Origin of the sequence: Lysinibacillus sp. RC46 (assembly GCF_041262385.1) — a bacterium.
GTDB lineage: Bacteria > Bacillota > Bacilli > Bacillales_A > Planococcaceae > Lysinibacillus.
Genome location: NZ_JBGCCF010000031.1, coordinates 1 through 16926, shown reverse-complemented (window position 1 = coordinate 16926; position 16926 = coordinate 1). Strand labels below are relative to the sequence as shown.

The 16926-nt window shown below is 37.3% G+C and carries 13 protein-coding genes; 8 read left to right on the top strand and 5 right to left on the bottom strand.

Features of this window, described 5'->3' with window-relative positions:
* The first annotated feature begins 1 nt into the window (after position 1).
* Both ABH966_RS21730 and ABH966_RS21725 read left to right on the top strand, forming a co-directional pair.
* Entirely contained in the window at positions 2-907 is a 906-nt protein-coding gene (locus tag ABH966_RS21730) for a CobW family GTP-binding protein (protein WP_370082063.1), read from the top strand.
* 369 nt (positions 908-1276) lie between these two features.
* Positions 1277-2008, top strand: coding sequence for a CAP domain-containing protein (locus ABH966_RS21725; RefSeq protein ID WP_370082061.1), 732 nt, complete (start codon positions 1277-1279; stop codon positions 2006-2008).
* 270 nt (positions 2009-2278) lie between these two features.
* On the opposite strand, the gene ABH966_RS21720 is transcribed toward ABH966_RS21725, so the two are convergent.
* Positions 2279-3649, bottom strand: a complete 1371-nt coding sequence (locus ABH966_RS21720; protein ID WP_370082059.1) for an MATE family efflux transporter — start codon at positions 3647-3649, stop codon at positions 2279-2281.
* A 411-nt stretch (positions 3650-4060) separates the two neighbouring features.
* On the opposite strand from ABH966_RS21720, the gene ABH966_RS21715 reads away from it, so the two are divergent.
* Positions 4061-5137: an undecaprenyldiphospho-muramoylpentapeptide beta-N-acetylglucosaminyltransferase gene (locus ABH966_RS21715; RefSeq protein WP_370082057.1), complete on the top strand. Its 1077-nt coding sequence runs from the start codon at positions 4061-4063 to the stop codon at positions 5135-5137.
* A gap of 122 nt (positions 5138-5259) precedes the next feature.
* Here ABH966_RS21715 and ABH966_RS21710 read toward each other — a convergent pair.
* A protein-coding gene (locus tag ABH966_RS21710; protein WP_370082055.1) for an IS3 family transposase occupies positions 5260-6593 on the bottom strand; the annotation gives its coding sequence in 2 pieces (ribosomal slippage) (positions 5260-6209 and positions 6209-6593; 1335 coding nt in all).
* Between the two features lie 132 nt (positions 6594-6725).
* Entirely contained in the window at positions 6726-7274 is a 549-nt protein-coding gene (locus tag ABH966_RS21705) for a GNAT family N-acetyltransferase (RefSeq protein ID WP_370082053.1), read from the bottom strand.
* A gap of 554 nt (positions 7275-7828) precedes the next feature.
* On the opposite strand from ABH966_RS21705, the gene ABH966_RS21700 reads away from it, so the two are divergent.
* The 5 genes from ABH966_RS21700 (at position 7829) to odhB (ending at position 16480) form a co-directional block, all read left to right on the top strand.
* Entirely contained in the window at positions 7829-9856 is a 2028-nt protein-coding gene (locus ABH966_RS21700) for a diguanylate cyclase domain-containing protein (RefSeq protein ID WP_370082051.1), read from the top strand.
* A 187-nt stretch (positions 9857-10043) separates the two neighbouring features.
* Positions 10044-10718, top strand: a complete 675-nt coding sequence (locus ABH966_RS21695) for a response regulator transcription factor (RefSeq protein ID WP_370082049.1) — start codon at positions 10044-10046, stop codon at positions 10716-10718.
* Positions 10715-12100, top strand: coding sequence for a sensor histidine kinase (locus tag ABH966_RS21690; RefSeq protein WP_370082047.1), 1386 nt, complete (start codon positions 10715-10717; stop codon positions 12098-12100). Before ABH966_RS21695 ends, ABH966_RS21690 begins: the two co-directional genes overlap by 4 nt.
* Before the next feature lie 230 nt (positions 12101-12330).
* Positions 12331-15156 (top strand): 2-oxoglutarate dehydrogenase E1 component, encoded by a 2826-nt coding sequence (locus ABH966_RS21685; RefSeq protein ID WP_370082045.1) that lies wholly within the window; start codon positions 12331-12333, stop codon positions 15154-15156.
* A gap of 91 nt (positions 15157-15247) precedes the next feature.
* Positions 15248-16480, top strand: a complete 1233-nt coding sequence (gene odhB, locus ABH966_RS21680) for a 2-oxoglutarate dehydrogenase complex dihydrolipoyllysine-residue succinyltransferase (protein ID WP_370082043.1) — start codon at positions 15248-15250, stop codon at positions 16478-16480.
* Between the two features lie 67 nt (positions 16481-16547).
* Here the strand turns inward: odhB and ABH966_RS21675 are convergent, their stop codons facing one another.
* Positions 16548-16697 carry a hypothetical protein gene (locus ABH966_RS21675; RefSeq protein ID WP_370082041.1) on the bottom strand — a complete coding sequence of 50 codons (150 nt, stop codon included), beginning with the start codon at positions 16695-16697 and terminating at the stop codon, positions 16548-16550.
* Positions 16698-16714: 17 nt separating this feature from the next.
* The coding region (locus ABH966_RS21670) for a hypothetical protein (protein ID WP_370082039.1) at positions 16715-16926 on the bottom strand (212 nt) is incomplete at its 5' end.

Genomic DNA, 16926 nt, shown 5'->3' with positions numbered 1-16926 from the left:
TGTGAAGGACGTATACTTATTTAGTGGCTTTTTAGGTAGCGGAAAAACATCCATGTTAACAGATGTTATTCGACAACTAAAGGAAAAAGATTTAAAGCCTGCTGTCATTATGAATGAGCTCGGAAAGCTACCATTTGACTCACAGGCTGTGGAAAAGGATATTCCACTAAAGGAAATGCTAGAGGGCTGTATTTGCTGCTCTGGCGCTGAAAAAACAGAGGCACAAATTCAATCTCTTCTATTAGATAGTGACTTTGATGTCTTAATTATAGAAACAACAGGTGCTGCACATCCTGTTGAAGCGTTAGACGCTGTTTATTCACCGTTATTTGCGGAACAGTTAAATGTCAAAGGAATTGTCACGGTTGCTGACTCGAAGCTGTGGTTAAATCGAGAAACATTAACCCCGCAAGTGCGCTCCTTATTTATGGAACAAATCCGTCACGCACATTTATTGCTGGCCAACAAAACAGATTTATTAACAGAGGCAGAGCAGGCACAGGTTGTTTATGAGCTACAAGGCTTTAATCCTCATGCCTTTATTTTGCAAACTACAAATGGTCGAGTACCGTTACGTTTGTTAGAAGATTTAAAGGCAACAGCTCAGGTGGATAAGCAAGATGTTGTGAAAGCCCCAATAGCATCAATGCATCTTGGTTCACGTTTAGTTGAATTTAAGGATGTTGACTTTACACAGGAGCGATTTGAGGATTGGGTACGTACATTGCCTGAAACCGTGTATCGAATGAAAGGCTATGTGCCAATTGAAGGTGTAAAAAATCCTATGCTGTTTCAATATGCGTATGGCATGGTCCAATGGCTTCCAGAATACGTAAAAATGCCCGCAAAACTCGTTATTATTGGTGAAGATGTAAGTAGTTTAAACGTTATAGGTATTAATATATAGACATATAAAATCTGCTAATTACTACTAATAAGACATGAAAGCTCTGTTCATGTTGTCTTATGTAAGTAGTAATCATGGCAGATTTTTTTGTGGATTAGTAAAATGAAGGAAGTGTGTATCGCTATTTTAAGACTCTATTTTGCTGCCGCTCTATTTGAATATTGAAAATAATTAATAGTTTTTTAGAGGTGTCAACCCTATTTGAAACGTAAGTATTTCATAGACTGGTGGAACTTGCTAAAAATTATTGCCAAAAACCCTCTGTTTGATGCGAATTTATGTCTCTGATGGTGTTGTTAGCAGATGCTGGCAAGAAATTTATTAAATTCGTACTTTACGATTGTTTGCAGAGAAGGAGGAATTGCAAAAATGAAAAAAACACTAACTGCAATTTGTGCAACATTTTTATTAGCAGCTCCAATTCAAATGGTATCCGCTGCAGCAAATACTACAGAGGGGAACACAACATCAGACTGTAATAAAGTTTCTTATCATAAATGGTCAAATAATCAATGGTCAAATCATAAGTGGTATGTAAATGTACCACAAACACAAGCACCATCAAAAGAAACACAAGCACCATCAAAAGAAACACAAGCACCAGAAAAAAATCAAACACCAACTAACAATACACAAGCAACAACTAACAATACACAAACAGCTCAAAAAGAAAATACAGCTACTACACCAGCTCAGTCTACACCATCAACAACTACTTCAGATGTGAATGCATTTGAACAAGAAGTAGTAAAATTAACGAATGCTGAACGTACAAAAGCTGGTTTAGCACCATTTAAAACGGATGATCAACTGATGGCAGCTGCTCGTGAAAAATCACAAGATATGCAATCTAAAAACTATTTTTCACATACAAGCCCAACATTCGGTTCTCCATTTGATCGTATGAAAGCTTTAGGTATTACGTATAAGAGTGCGGGTGAAAATATTGCACAAGGTCAACGTACACCTCAAGAAGTAGTACAAGCTTGGATGGATTCACCGGGTCACCGTGCGAATATTTTAAATGAGAAATTCACACATATTGGTGTTGGTTATGTGAAGTCAGGTAACTACTGGACACAACAGTTTATCCAAAAATAATAATAGCTTTATTGAATAATAGGATGTCCACTAAGTCAAAAACGGCTTAGTGGACATCTTTTTTTATTTTCATAGTAGAAGCTCGAAATTAGACTTTGGTGGAAATAGAGTTTTTTTCTTTTATATCTTCGGCAAAACGAGAGGTTGATTTCCGTTTCAACTGGGCGCTTTTTTGGGGGCGTCTGATTAGCCGCTATTTTTAATATTTCTTCCGCGTTCTTTAGGAGGATAGCTACTTCTTTCAATGAAAAAAAGCAAACTAGAACATGTCTAGTTTGCTATTGTTGCTTTGGCCGTGCTTTTAAATCTTTTTTGAACAAGTATTAAACGTATTAATAAAGTAATTGCTCCTGTAGTCAAACCTGCAACTAGCCCAACCCAGTAGCCAAACGGTCCGAAGTCTGTGTGAGTGGCCAGTACATATCCGACAGGCAAGCCGATAATCCAATACGAAATGATCGCCATGATAAAGGTCATTGTAACATCCTTGTAACCTCTCAAAGCTCCTTGTACGGGCGCTTGGATAGCATCAGATAGCTGGAAAATGGCCGCATAAATTAAAAAATGACCGGCGTATTCTAGCACTTTTCCATCAGTTGTATACATATTGGCAACTGGCTCACGAAGGATAAAAAGGATACAAGCTGAAATAAAGCTAAATAAAATCGCGGTGCCAACACATAAATAGCTGTAGAGTTTAGCATCATGCATTCGGTTAGCGCCTATTTCGAACCCTACTAATATCGTAACGCCCATCGAAATACTAAGTGGCACCATATAGAGTAGGGAAGTGAAATTTAAAGCTATTTGATGAGCTGCGATAATTGCTGTACTAAAGCTACTCATCATCATCGTGACAGCAGAAAAAATACTCGTTTCTACAAATAAAGATATTCCAATCGGGACACCAATGATTAAAATCTCCTTCCAACGAAGCCATTCTAATTTTGGCCAGTCATGGAATAGGCGGAAGCGTTCAAAGGGCACGCGTTTTGCAATAATCCAAACTGTGATTAAGAAAATTAGCCAGTATGTAATCGCCGTTGCAACGCCTGCACCGATTCCGCCAAGTTCGGGAGCTCCAAACTTGCCAAAAATAAAAATATAATTCAACGCAATATTAATCGGCGTTGCAAGTAATGTAATAATCATTGTGACGCGAGTTTGTCCAAGCGCATCGATAAAGCAACGCATGACAAAAAATAAAAAGAGTGGTATAAGACCTGCGCACATCGCATGAATATAAGATTTAGCAATAGTATGTACAGAGGCTTCTAAATTCATATTGCCGAGAATCCAATCAATGCCGACTAATAATCCAATGAAAATTAGTACCGATAGTACGATGGCTATATAGATTCCTTGCTGAACAGCCTTCTTTGCGGCAAGTTCTTTTTTAGCTCCAACAAGCTGTGAGACAATAGGTGTAATCGCAAGGAGAATGCCAGATAAACCTGTGTAAATAGGCATCCAAATAGAGGAGCCAATTGACACTCCAGCTAAGTCAGTGGTACCATACCGACTCGACATTAAAATATCGAAGAAAGAAATAAGATAAATAGCTACTTGTGTGACTAAAATGGGTACGATAATTTTTAATATTAGCGCATATTTTTCTTTTAACGTAGTTGTTTGATTCATAGTGTATATCTTCCTTCATTAATATATTTAATTAATGAGTATAGCATAAAAAAATAGGAGAAGGCTGAAAATTTTATTTCTTTCAACAGATGCTTGGATACCTCTACCTGCCGCTTCGCTTTCGTTACATAAGAAATTTGTGCCTGTCGCTACGCTTTCGGTCATAAGACATTTGATGAAAGAAATTAAAAGCTTCATCTATATCTTTTCGTTCGCATATAGTAAAATAAAAGACTGTATACAAAAAGTAGTATGGCTACAAGCGGATGTCACAGAATCGGAAAGTAGTTAATAAGGATGTTAGCCTAAAAAAATCATCGCATCCAAGCGACAACGGCTAACTGCCTAAGTACAAAGCCGATCCCGGACGCAATTATGCCGAGGCCGAATTGATGGAATAGGAGAATTAATGTGAAACAACAAACAATCATTTTAACCGGTGGAGGGACAGCTGGTCATGTATCGCTCAATCAAGCGATACTCCCATCTTTACAAGAGCTAGGTTATGATGTCCACTATATTGGCTCAGACGAGGGCATTGAAAAAGAATTAATAGGCGAGGCGTTTCCAAGTGTTCCGTTTTACGGTATTTCAAGTGGAAAATTGCGTCGTTATTTTTCAATGAAAAATTTTACAGATCCTTTTAAAGTGCTTGCTGGAATTATGCAGGCTTTTCGTATTATCAAAAAAGTGAAGCCCCAAGTAATTTTTTCAAAGGGTGGCTTTGTTTCTGTACCCGTTGTCATGGCTGCCAAACTTGCTGGTGTTCCTGTAGTCATTCATGAATCAGATGTTACACCTGGCTTGGCCAATAAAATTGCGCTACCATTTGCATCACACATCTTTACGATTTTTGAAGAAACATTACAGCACTTACCGAAAGAAAAGGCAACATGCACAGGCTCCATTATTCGCCAAGAGTTATTCATGGGAGATCGAGCAAAAGGGTTATCATTATGTGGCTTTACAACATTAAAACCTGTTCTTCTTGTGATGGGAGGGAGTCTAGGCTCAGTTGTCTTGAACGACGCGCTTCGTCAAAATTTACCGGATCTTGTAAAACAGTTTCAGATCATTCATTTATGTGGTAAAGGAAATTACGACGAATCATTAGAATCTACGCCAGGTTACAAGCAGTTTGAATATGTAACAACAGAATTACCGGATTTATTACATGCGGCAAACTTTATCGTCTCACGTGCTGGTTCTAATTCGATTTTTGAATTTTTAGCACTTCACAAGCCGATGTTATTAGTGCCATTATCTGCACAAAAAAGTCGTGGTGACCAAATATTAAATGCCAACTTATTTAAAAGACAGGGTTACGCGGAAGTATTACAAGAGGAAGAGTTAACAAAGGAATCCTTTAAAAAATCGGTTCATGTGTTAACGGAGCGAAAAGCAGAAATGGTTGCAATTATGGAGAAAACACAAAGACCGAAGACGCCAGAAGAAATGGCGAAATTGATTTTACAATATAAAAAGTAGGTTTAGTAGTCAGTGCCTATTGCAATACTGCAATTATATGGAGCAAAAACATAAAAAAAGCTATGTGCCTGTCATTAAGACAGATAAAGTGTACCCTTTGTAAAGGACATTTTGAAAAAAAGCTAAGCAACCTTTTGAAGCTGCTGTCTGTATTTTGCAGGCGGCAGCTTTTTCAAGTTCCATTGCCCTCGATAATGGTTGTAATACATCATATAACTTTTCACTTCTCGTTTTACTTCTTCTAATGTTTCGCACGCTTTCAGATTGGTTTCATCTTTAAAATGACCGAAGAAGGATTCTTGAGGGGCGTTATCCCAACAGTTCCCTCGACGTGACATAGATTGCCCTAGTCCCATTTCCTTCACAAGTTTCTGGAATTTTGGATTCGTATAATGGAATCCTTGATCTGAATGAATAAATGCATCTTTCGTTAAATGGTGGTGATTTCGCTTCAATTTACGAAGAGTATTGAGCGCAATATCCATACTTAAAGAAGCAGATACTTCATACGCTAAAATTTCGTTTGTTTCAGCGTCCTTAATCGTTGATAAATAAGCACGTTTGCCGTTTCCATACGTCAAATACGTGATATCTGTTAATAATACTTTTCCTGCTACACCTTGTTTAAAGTTACGCTGTAATTCATTTGGACATGTACGATGTTCTTTTGTTGCTTTGGCCATTCTACGTGCCGGATTCGCTTTTCGAATTGGGCATATAATCTCAAATTTCTTCATAATGCGGCGAATACGTTTTAAGTTATATGTAATTCCATATTGATTTTCTAACGTCATTTTAATCTGACGTGCACCTTTTCTACGTCCTCGGAAATGATACGCTTTTAAAATGATTTCTTTGGTTGCTTCATCTGCTAATTCATATGCTGCACGCTTTTGCATTGATTTCTCTGTGAAATAATTATAGTAACCTGAACGAGATACGCCCATAATTTCACATAGATAGCTTACTAAACGTTTTAGTTTATATTTTTGAATCGTTTTACTGATTAATTCAAACTTTAGTTCCGTTGCGATTGTTATTTCTTCTTTAACATCTGCCTTTCGAGTAGATCGAGCTTTTTTAAAAGTTCATTCTCCGCTTGTAATAATCTATTTTTCGCTTCTAATCGTGCAATTTTTTCTTCTAAACTTAATTCCCGTTCTGATGGACGACCTGAATTCGTTTTACGTGTATCTTGTAGACCAGCTACTCCAGTTGTACGATAAGCTGCACGCCAACGCTTTCCTGCTGAACTAATGCGCTTCAAACCAATCAGTTCAACATCTAAACCAGCCTCTTCAAAAATCGTTCTTGGGAGTTTCCCTTTTTCATTTTCTGCAATAAAATGGCGTTTAAATTCCTCAGTATAAGTAATCGCTTTATCACTAATAGCCTGGACATTAGGATTACATTTTAGTTGTTCTTGCTCTTTTTTAGTAAATAATCTCTTCGTCATTTATTCCGCTCCGACATCTTTTTTCTCATTATAAACAAAAGTACCCTATAGGATAGACTTTTTTCAAAGTGTCTATCTTATAGGGTACAGTTTAAGAACACATAGCTTTTTTTTATGAAAATTCAAAGTAGATTACATCGCTTGTTCTTCGCCTTCTGCCATTTGATTGGCTGTTGTAAGATAGAACAAGTCTTTTGGAATTTTATATAAATTAAATTGCGCCTCGCCGCTGTTAACCTGTGTTAATAATGTTGGGTGACTTTCATTCGCACTCATAACATAGGGTAGCTTTAAAGCTGCACGCTGTGATTTTATATTTTCAACACGAATACGGAGAAATACCGTATGGAAGTTATAGTCAAAAAAAAGTTCATTCAAAAAAAGCATTTTCGCTTTTTGGTTATAACCTTGCCCTTGATAAGGGAGTCCAATCCACGTTCCTAAAAAGCCTGCACCATCCTCCACATCATGAATGCTAATGGTGCCGATTGGTTGACCCCAATCATCAGTAATTGTCCTTGAAATAGCGAGTCCCTTTGATTCTTCTTCAATCAGTTGTTTTGTCATAAACCAATACTCATCAGCTGATGTGGCTTTTTGACGGACAAAAGGGAAAACAGAAGGGTGTGATAATAGCTCATAAAGCTCTGTACATTCATGTAGGTCTCGATGTTTAAGCATACGAAACGCCTCCTTTACTAGGGTAGTTAAAACAATTCCTTTAAAACATAAAGAAGAAAACTAAAATTCGTACTGGAATTAAAACCCAAAGAACTAGACGTTAAAACTATGATATCCATAATCTCCCGCTGTCTTACTGATTTTTCGACCATACCGAAAAAAGGCTAGTTTTTTTAATATAATATAACAATCATACTGCTTTATGCAATCATTTTCCTCGCTGGAACATAAAATAAGTTTTCCGGGCAGTAATTTCTGAAAAATAAATAATTGTATAGATAGGTAAAAATTGTTTATTAAAAAATTTTGGGAAGCATTAAGTCTAAAATATCAATTTTTTGAGTAGGAATATTTAAAAAGTGTTTCTTTAGGATTACGTTATTTCATCTAAAGAGGTAAAATATCAAAAAATAGCCTTAAAAGGATAAAATTTTTCCAATTCGAGAAGGGTGACTCTTTTAAATTATGTTATAATAGTAGTATTGATTTTTTTTGTATATACAAAAGCTATATAAAAATTCTATATTAATATTAACGACTTATGGGGGGACAGCATGGAATATCTTTTAAGCGAAGATTTATTTAATGATTTGTTTATTGGCAAAGATTTTGTCTTTTTAATGAAAAAAGTGGGAGACGATTATCAATATATTCGCTTAAATAAAGCAGCTCGAACTTTGTTATCACATGAGGCGATTGGGAAAATGCTTTCTACCGTTACCTCAAGTCGAAAAATTTTTTCTATAATTCAAGAAAACTACAATCAAGCAATTACGAAGCATAGTCAAGTTGATTATGTGGATTATGCCTATTATAAATCTGAAGTTCGTAAATATGAGACATCTGTTCGACCGTTTAAACATAATAATGAAGACTATATTTTAGCCATAACAAAAGAAATTCTCTATGATCGTAGTATCGAAGATAAGTTTTTATTTCTGCGCTCAATGTTTGATCATGCTTTTTTTTCTACGGTCATCTTGTCAGCTGAAGGAGCTATTTATGAGGTGAACTCAAGCTTCACGGAAGACTTTAAATTAGATACTGAAACAGTCAAACAACAATTATTCGTCGATTTGCCAATTGTTCCTAAAGATGAAGTAGGGAACATCCAGTGCTATTTACAAAGAGCAGCTATGGGCGAAAATATTGGCGAAAAACTCATTAAGCTTCATACACTGGATAAAAAAGAGCGCATGTATTTAGTTTCACTATCTCCGGTTATGCAAAGGGATAATTCTTTTGCTATTTTTCTTCTCATGCAGGATTGCACACAATTCGCTGAACAAAAAGCAGAGTTACGCTCAAAATCTCATGGTTTAGAGGTTTTTAAAGCTGCTCTAAATTCAGCAGCTGCCATTGCTGTTTTGGATAGTAATGCTAAAATTCTAGAAGTTAATGATTTGTTTTTAAATGCGACTGGTTTCAATGCTGAAGAGCTAATAGGTCAACCTTCTAAATTAATAGAGCCTCATAACAATACAGAGGACTTTTTACAATTAATTAGTAAAACACTTAAAGCGGGGGATATTTGGCGAGGCGAGCTATGCTACCGTACAAAATTCCATGCTGATTTTTGGGTAGAAGCATCTATAGTTCCATTAAATAATGAATTCGGGGAGACAGAACAATATTTATCCATTAACTATGATATTACGGACAAGAAAAGAATGTTAACGGAATTAAAAAATATTGAACGCACATTCCGACTTATTACAGAAAATACAAATGATTTGATTGTCATTACAAACGAAGATGGCATCATTATTTATGCCTCACCTTCCTATGAGATTTTCTTAGGCTACGAAAATGTAGAATTACAAGGTCAGTTTTACAGTAACATAGTCGATGAACAAAGTAAGAAGTCTTGGCAAACATTTCTAAATAATTATTCGGGCCAAACTGAAACGCAGTTTGAGCTACTGCTGAGGGCAAAGGACGGTACGCCTGTTTGGACTGAAGGAAACGTAACAGTTGTTCATGATCCTGAGCGCGAAAAAGTTTCACAAATAATGATGGTATCTCGAGAAATAACTCATCGTAAGGAACGAGAGAATGATTTATTATATTTAGCTTATCACGATACGTTAACACAACTACCAAATCGTCGTTTTTTACAAAAGGAGTTTCCGAAACTATTGGTAGAAGCGCAAGAACGTCATGAGTGTTTAGCTATGCTCTATATCGATGGGGATGACTTTAAGCATGTTAATGATCAGTATGGCCATGACACGGGAGACGACTTTATCCGAAAATTTGGCCAAGTTTTAATTACGGCTGTACGTAACCATGATTTAGTTATACGAATGGGTGGCGATGAATTTATTGTCGTCCTAACAGGTTTAACTCGTAATGATCAGACGAGACAAACACAAATGATGGATATTATTAATCGTATTCGTAATGAACTTAAAAAAGGTTGGACCATCGAAAGTCATCACTTTGCTCCAACTGCTTCCATTGGCATCGCTTATTATCCGGACCACGGTCGCACATTAAATGAATTGCTAGAATTAGCAGATCAAGCTTTATATAAAGCGAAGGAAATAGGAAAAAATAATCTCTATATTACTGACTCCTAAGCAATTATGCCTCGGCATAATTGCCGCTGACGCTTCGCTTTCGCTACCAAAACATCTGCTGAAAGAAGTTAAAAAAGTCTGTACAAACAAGTAGTTACTTGTGGTACAGACTTTTTGTTTGATGTTATGCTATAACAGTATTAAAGAGGAAACCCCTCATAGTTATTTTAGAATAGAAGGTGAAGAAATGCTTAAAAAAATACTTTTAGTGGAAGATGAGAAGCATATTGCTCGTTTTGTGGAGCTAGAATTAAAGCATGAGGGTTACGATGTAATCGTCGCTTTTGAAGGACGAGAAGGACTTGAGCTAGCTTCAACTGAAAATTTTGATGTGTTGCTATTAGATGTTATGCTTCCAGGAATAAATGGAATTGAAATTTGTCGTCGAATACGCACGCAGTCAAAGGTACCCATTATATTGTTAACGGCTCGAGATGCTGTAATGGATCGTGTAGCTGGCTTAGATGCTGGCGCAGATGACTACATAGTAAAACCGTTCGCTATTGAGGAACTATTAGCTAGAATTCGTACAATAATACGTCGGGTGACACCTGATGAAAAAATTGGGGGTTCATTACATTTTCGTGATATCGAAATGGATATAGCGGCCTATGAAGTATTTGTTCAAGGGAAAAAGCTTGATTTAACGAAAACAGAATATGATTTACTTAAATTATTGATAGAGCATAAAAATAAAGTTTGTACACGAGAGCTAATTTTAACCTCTGTTTGGGGGTATGATACGGATATAGAGACAAATGTCGTAGATGTATATATTCGGCATTTGCGAAATAAACTACCGGGTGATATGAATGCCTATATTGAAACCGTTCGTGGTGTGGGGTATGTGATGCGCGAATGAAAAAATTAAGAGATTATTTAGTCAATCAATCGTTACAAAGAAAATGGATGCTCACATCAAGTGCTGTTATATTTTTTAGCTATACGATTATTTGTATTGTCGTTTATATTTCATTGCATACATGGCTAATAAATGATGAACAAAGTAAGATTAAACTAACTAGGGCTGATTTGATTTCCTTTTTAGAGTCACAAGGACCCAATCTTACTGTGCAGCAAATTCAAGAAAACACGGGTCTATTAAAAACCATTGTGGATCGAGATCAAACCGTCAGAATGTTTAATGTAGATGGTATTGAGATTTTAAGCATTAATAATACTTCGCAGGCTGCGCCCTTAACTGCGTTGAATGAAGTGGTAGAAATGACAATTGATAAAAAGGATGCCTTTGTTATTAATGAACCGATTCAGCTCGGCTTCTTCAAAGGATATATTCAAGTTGTTCATCCATTATCTAAGTTTCAGTCGTTAATGCATTATTTATTAACTGCCATGCTCATAGCGGGGGTGGGAGGATTGGTGTTATCAGCTTCAATTGGCTATTATCTAGCCAATTATTTGATGAAGCCATTGCATGCGTTACGTGCATCCATGAAAACAGTAATGGATAAAGGATTTAATGAACCAATTCAATTAACTTACACGTCTCATGATGAGATTGGCGATCTATTGAAAATGTACAATGCGATGATGAACGAATTGCAAATTTCATTTACAAAGCAGCAACAATTTGTTGCGGATGCTTCTCATGAGCTGCGGACGCCTATCCAGGCAATTGAAGGACATCTATCCCTTTTGAAAAGATGGGGGAAGGATGATCCAGAAATTTTAGAGGAATCTATTGAAACTTCATTAACTGAAATTGCACGAATGCGTAAAATGATCGAAGAATTACTAGAACTTGCACGTCGTGAAGAAAAGGACATCAAAAGTGAGGCTGATGCAGTATCTGTTATAGAAGCGGTTATAGAGGACACAAGACTCCTTCATCCGGATGCTCGAATATCGCTGTCGAAAGATGAAGAAATAGGGCGATTATATATAACAGAAAATGCACTTAGCCAAATTGTTCGTAATATAATAGAAAATGCAATTCGTTATTGTGAAAAAATTCCTGAGATTCAAATTTCACTATCTGTCTTAGAACAGGAAGTGTCAGTAAAAATAGAAGATAATGGTATTGGTATAGAGGAAGAAAACATTCCATACATTTTCGATCGCTTTTATCGAGTTGATGAGGCAAGAAATCGTCAAATAGGCGGTACAGGCTTAGGGCTTAGTATTACAAAAATGTTACTTGAAAAGTACAATAGTTCTGTGGAAGTCAAGAGTGATAAAAATGTTGGAACCGTTTTCTTGCTGAAATTCCCGCTGAAATATTGAGAAAAATACATGCTTTATTTAATTATTTCATCCTTTGGGAAAGAAATTGCTTAATTTGCTAAAAAGAGTTGTATTTTTTGTGAAGAGTAGTAAGATTGAGATGGAAAAAACGTTCTTTAAATAATGGATAAGATGTCAAACATCCTTTAAAAGAACGGAAAAATATTATATAATTAATTGTAATTTAATTAATGGAACTGCCGAAAGGCAAAATTTGGAGGTCATTTTTCATGTCGAACAACGTTACAACTGTAAGTTCTCCATGGTCAGCTTTCTCTGGTCCTAACCTAGGATATGTGATGGAGCAATACGACTTATTCTTACAGTCTCCTGAAGAAGTAGAACCGGAGTTAGTATTATTATTCCAACAATTTGGTGCACCAGTAGTAGTAGAAGGTGAAGTAGCTGTAGCTAGTAATGCAGCAGCAGCTCCTGCTGGCGATTACAAGAAAGTGTTAGCAGCTGTGAAATTAGCAGATGCAATCCGTACAAACGGTCATTTAGCGGCAGATATTTATCCTTTGAAAAACCGTGAACTACAAACAGCTCAAATTGAAGAAAGCGCGTTCAACTTAAGCGCTGCAGATTTAGCTGAAATTCCTGCAGCTGTCTTCTTCAAAGATGTGCCAGCAAACGTGAAAAATGGTAAAGATGCAATCGATTACTTAAAATCTGTTTATACAGATAAAGTAGCATTTGAATATAATCACGTAGTAGCAACAGAAGAACGTGATTGGATTCAAGCACAAATTGAAACAGGTTCATTTAAACAATCATTATCTTCTAATGAGAAAAAAGCTTTATTAGATCGTTTAACTCGTGTTGAGAACTTCGAGAAGTTTATTCATAAAACTTTTGTAGGTCAAAAGCGTTTCTCTGGTGAAGGTTTAGATACTCAAATCGTCCTATTCGATGAAATTTTGAAAACAGCTGAAACAAATAGCGTTGAAAATGTACGTATTGGTATGGCCCACCGTGGTCGCTTAAATGTGTTAACACACATTTTAAATAAACCATACGATATGATGTTCTCTGACTTTGCACATGTTTCTAATGAATTATTTAACCCAGAAAACGGTCGCCTTGAAATAACTAAAGGCTGGACTGGTGATGTTAAGTATCACATGGGTGCTTCATATATGCGTGAATCTGGTATGAATGTTAAACTTGCTTACAACCCATCTCACTTAGAAGTTGGAAATCCTGTTGTTTTAGGTACTGCACGTGCAGCACAAGATGACACTTCTAAACCAGGGCAAGCTGTCCATAACCGTACAAAAGGATTAGGTATTCTTGTGCATGGTGACGCTGCGTTCCCAGGTCAAGGGATCGTAACAGAAGTATTAAACTTTGCAAAAACTGAAGGGTTCACTACTGGTGGTACAGTTCACATCATTGCTAATAACATGATTGGATTTACAACTGAACTACAAGACTCTCGTTCATCTGTTTACTCTTCTGACCCTGCAAAAGGTTATGAAGTACCAGTTGTGCATGTAAATGCAGATAGCCCTGAGTCTGTAACTTTAGTAGGTCGTTTCGCAGCTAGCTACCGTCAAAAATTCGGTAAAGATATCATCGTTGACCTTATCGGTTACCGTCGTCATGGTCACAATGAAACGGATGATCCAACTGTAACAAACCCTGAAACATATAAATTAGTTTCTAAACATGAGCCAGTTCGTGCTTTATACGGCGCTCGATTAGCAGCTGAGGGTGTAGTTTCTGCTGATGAAGTTGCAGCATTAGATAAAGCTATCTATGCAGAAATGCAAGCAGCTTATGATCATGTAAAAGAAATGGCAGATAAAGATGAACACAAACATTTAGAAATGCCAGAAGAATTAAAAGTAGAATTCCCACAAATTGATACAGCAGTTGGTGCGGAACGTCTAGGAAAAATTAATGAAGAGCTTTTAGTGTTTGAAGAAAACTTTGAACCACAGAAAAAACTTGGCAAAATTTTAGAAAAACGCCGTGATGCATTTGCTTCTGCAAAAATCGACTGGGGTCATGCAGAAACTTTAGCTTATGCAACAATTATTCAAGATGGCACACCAGTACGTTTTACAGGTCAAGATGCACAACGTGGTACGTTCTCTCAACGTCACTTAGTGTTACATGACAAAAACAATGGTAATTTATTCACGCCACTTCACCATATTTCAGGTGCAAATGCATCATTTTCAGTACACAACTCTCCACTTACAGAAGCTGGGGTAGTGGGCTTTGAATATGGTTACAATTTAGAAAATGGCCATGTATTATCAGTTTGGGAAGCTCAATTTGGTGACTTTGCTAACATGGCACAAGTTATGTTTGATAACTTTATTTCAGGTGCACGTGCTAAATGGGGTCAAAAATCTGGTCTAGTTATTCTTTTACCACATGGTTATGAAGGTCAAGGTCCAGAACACTCTTCAAGCCGTATGGAACGTTACTTACAAATGTCAGCTGAAAATAACTGGTTCGTAGCAAACTGCTCAAACGCAGGTAACTATTACCACTTATTACGTCGTCAAGCAGCATTATTAGGTACAGAAGGCGTTCGCCCACTTGTAGTTGTATCACCTAAGTACTTACTTCGTCACCCATTAGCTGCAGCAAATGCTGATCAATTAGCAAATGGCTCATTCCAAGAAGTAATTGAACAACCAGGTCTAGGTTCAAAAACTGAAGCTGTAGAACGCATTGTATTAGGTTCAGGTAAAGTAATGATCGACATTGCAGACCGTATTAAAGATGGTGAAGGCTTCGATCACCTACACATTGCTCGTGTAGAACAACTTTACCCATTCCCAAAAGAGCAAGTTGCTGGTATTATTGCAAAGTATCCTAATGTTAAAGAAATCGTTTGGGTACAAGAAGAACCTAAAAACCAAGGTTCTTGGAATTATGCATTAGAAACATTACACGACCTTTCAGAAGGTAAAAAGCTACGTTATGTAGGCCGTCCTGCAATGAGCTCGACTTCTGAAGGTGATGCAGATTCTCATAAAGCAGCTCAAGCCGCACTTGTAGAAGAAGCAGTTGCTGAGCCTGTAAAGGTTAAATAATCACATATTAAATTTTTGAGAGCCGGGCTACTTGCTGAGGCAGTAGCCCTTTTATGTGCATAATGCACGTTAATTAAAGGAGGAAATGAAAGTGGCTGAAATTAAAGTCCCTGAATTAGCAGAATCGATTACAGAAGGTAGTATCGCACAATGGGTAAAAAAAGTGGGCGATCGCGTTGAAAAAGGTGAATTCATCGTTGAACTTGAAACAGACAAAGTAAACGCTGAAATCATTTCTGAAGAAGCGGGAGTTTTAACTCAAATTTTAGCTGAAGAAGGCGATACTGTACTTGTTGGTCAAGTAATCGCAGTAGTAGAAGCTGGCGAAGGTGCAGCACCTGCTCCAGCGGCACCAGTTGCAGCAGCAGTAGCACCAGCAGCAGCACCACAAGCGGCACCTGCTCCAGTTGCAGCAGCTCCAGTTGTAGAAGAAACTACTGGTGAGCGTGTAATCGCATCTCCAGCAGCTCGTAAACTTGCTCGTGAAAAAGGTATTGACCTTGCTGCTGTATCTCCAGTAGATCCACAAGGCCGTGTACGTGTACAAGACGTGGCAGCTCATGGTACAGCTCCAGTAGCAGCTCCAGTAGCAGCAGCACCTAAAGCAGTTGTAGCTGTAGATGATTCACGTGTAACAATTGAAAAAATGAGCCGTCGTCGCCAAACAATTGCAAAACGCTTACTTGAAGTAAAACAATCTACAGCAATGTTAACTACATTCAACGAAGTAGATATGACAAACGTTATGGCTTTACGCTCTCGTAAAAAAGACCAATTCTTCGAGTCAACTGGCTCTAAACTTGGTTTCATGTCATTCTTCACAAAAGCTGTAGTTGCAGCGCTTAAAAAATACCCATATGTGAACGCACAAATCAATGGTGATGAAATTCACTTAAACAACTTCTTTGATATCGGTGTAGCTGTATCAACAGAAGAAGGTTTAGTAGTACCGGTTGTACGTGACGCTGACCGCAAAAACTTTGCTGAAATTGAAGATTCAATTGCAGACCTAGCTAAAAAAGCACGCGACAAAAAATTAGGTTTATCTGATCTTCAAGGTGGCTCATTCACAATTACAAATGGTGGTGTATTCGGTTCATTAATGTCTACTCCTATCATGAATGGTACACAAGCTGGTATCCTTGGTATGCATACTATCAAAAAACGTCCAGTTGAAGTGAATGGTGAAGTAGAAATTCGCCCAATGATGTACTTAGCTCTTTCTTATGACCACCGTATTATCGATGGTAAAGATTCTGTAGGCTTCCTTAAAACTGTTAAAGAACTACTTGAAAACCCAGAAGATTTATTATTAAATTCTTAATTCCTGAGTTTATTAAAACCTTGCAAACATTGTTTTGCAGGGTTTTTTTCTTTTTATGGAGCAACTCTTAAGAAAGCGACGGAAAGAGAACGAAGCGATGGATAGAAGAGCTAAAGTGACGGAAAAAGCATTCGTAGCGACGGATAGAAGTGCAGAATCGACGGAAAGAAAAGCCAGAGCGACGGATAGAAGAAGAAGTGACGGATAAAGCATTCATAGCGACGGATAGAAGAGCTAAAGTGACGGATAAAGTACTCGTAGCGACGGATAGAAAAGCTGAATCGACGGAAAGAAAAGCCAGAGCGACGGTAAGAGAACGAATCGATGGATAGAAGAGCTAAAGTGACGGAAAAAGTATTCATAGCGACGGATAGAAGAACCAAGGTGACGGAAAGAAAAGCCAAAGCGACGGAAAGAGAACGAATCGATGGATAGAAGAGCTAAAG

Bases quoted from the DNA above. Each gene is read 5' to 3' on its own strand.
- ABH966_RS21725 (WP_370082061.1), top strand. From the start codon at position 1,277: ATGAAAAAAACACTAACTGCAATTTGTGCAACATTTTTATTAGCAGCT.
- ABH966_RS21675 (WP_370082041.1), bottom strand. From the start codon at position 16,697: ATGAATGCTTTATCCGTCACTTCTTCTTCTATCCGTCGCTCTGGCTTT.
- ABH966_RS21685 (WP_370082045.1), top strand. From the start codon at position 12,331: ATGTCGAACAACGTTACAACTGTAAGTTCTCCATGGTCAGCTTTCTCT.
- ABH966_RS21705 (WP_370082053.1), bottom strand. From the start codon at position 7,274: ATGCTTAAACATCGAGACCTACATGAATGTACAGAGCTTTATGAGCTA.
- ABH966_RS21700 (WP_370082051.1), top strand. From the start codon at position 7,829: ATGGAATATCTTTTAAGCGAAGATTTATTTAATGATTTGTTTATTGGC.
- ABH966_RS21695 (WP_370082049.1), top strand. From the start codon at position 10,044: ATGCTTAAAAAAATACTTTTAGTGGAAGATGAGAAGCATATTGCTCGT.
- ABH966_RS21720 (WP_370082059.1), bottom strand. From the start codon at position 3,649: ATGAATCAAACAACTACGTTAAAAGAAAAATATGCGCTAATATTAAAA.
- ABH966_RS21690 (WP_370082047.1), top strand. From the start codon at position 10,715: ATGAAAAAATTAAGAGATTATTTAGTCAATCAATCGTTACAAAGAAAA.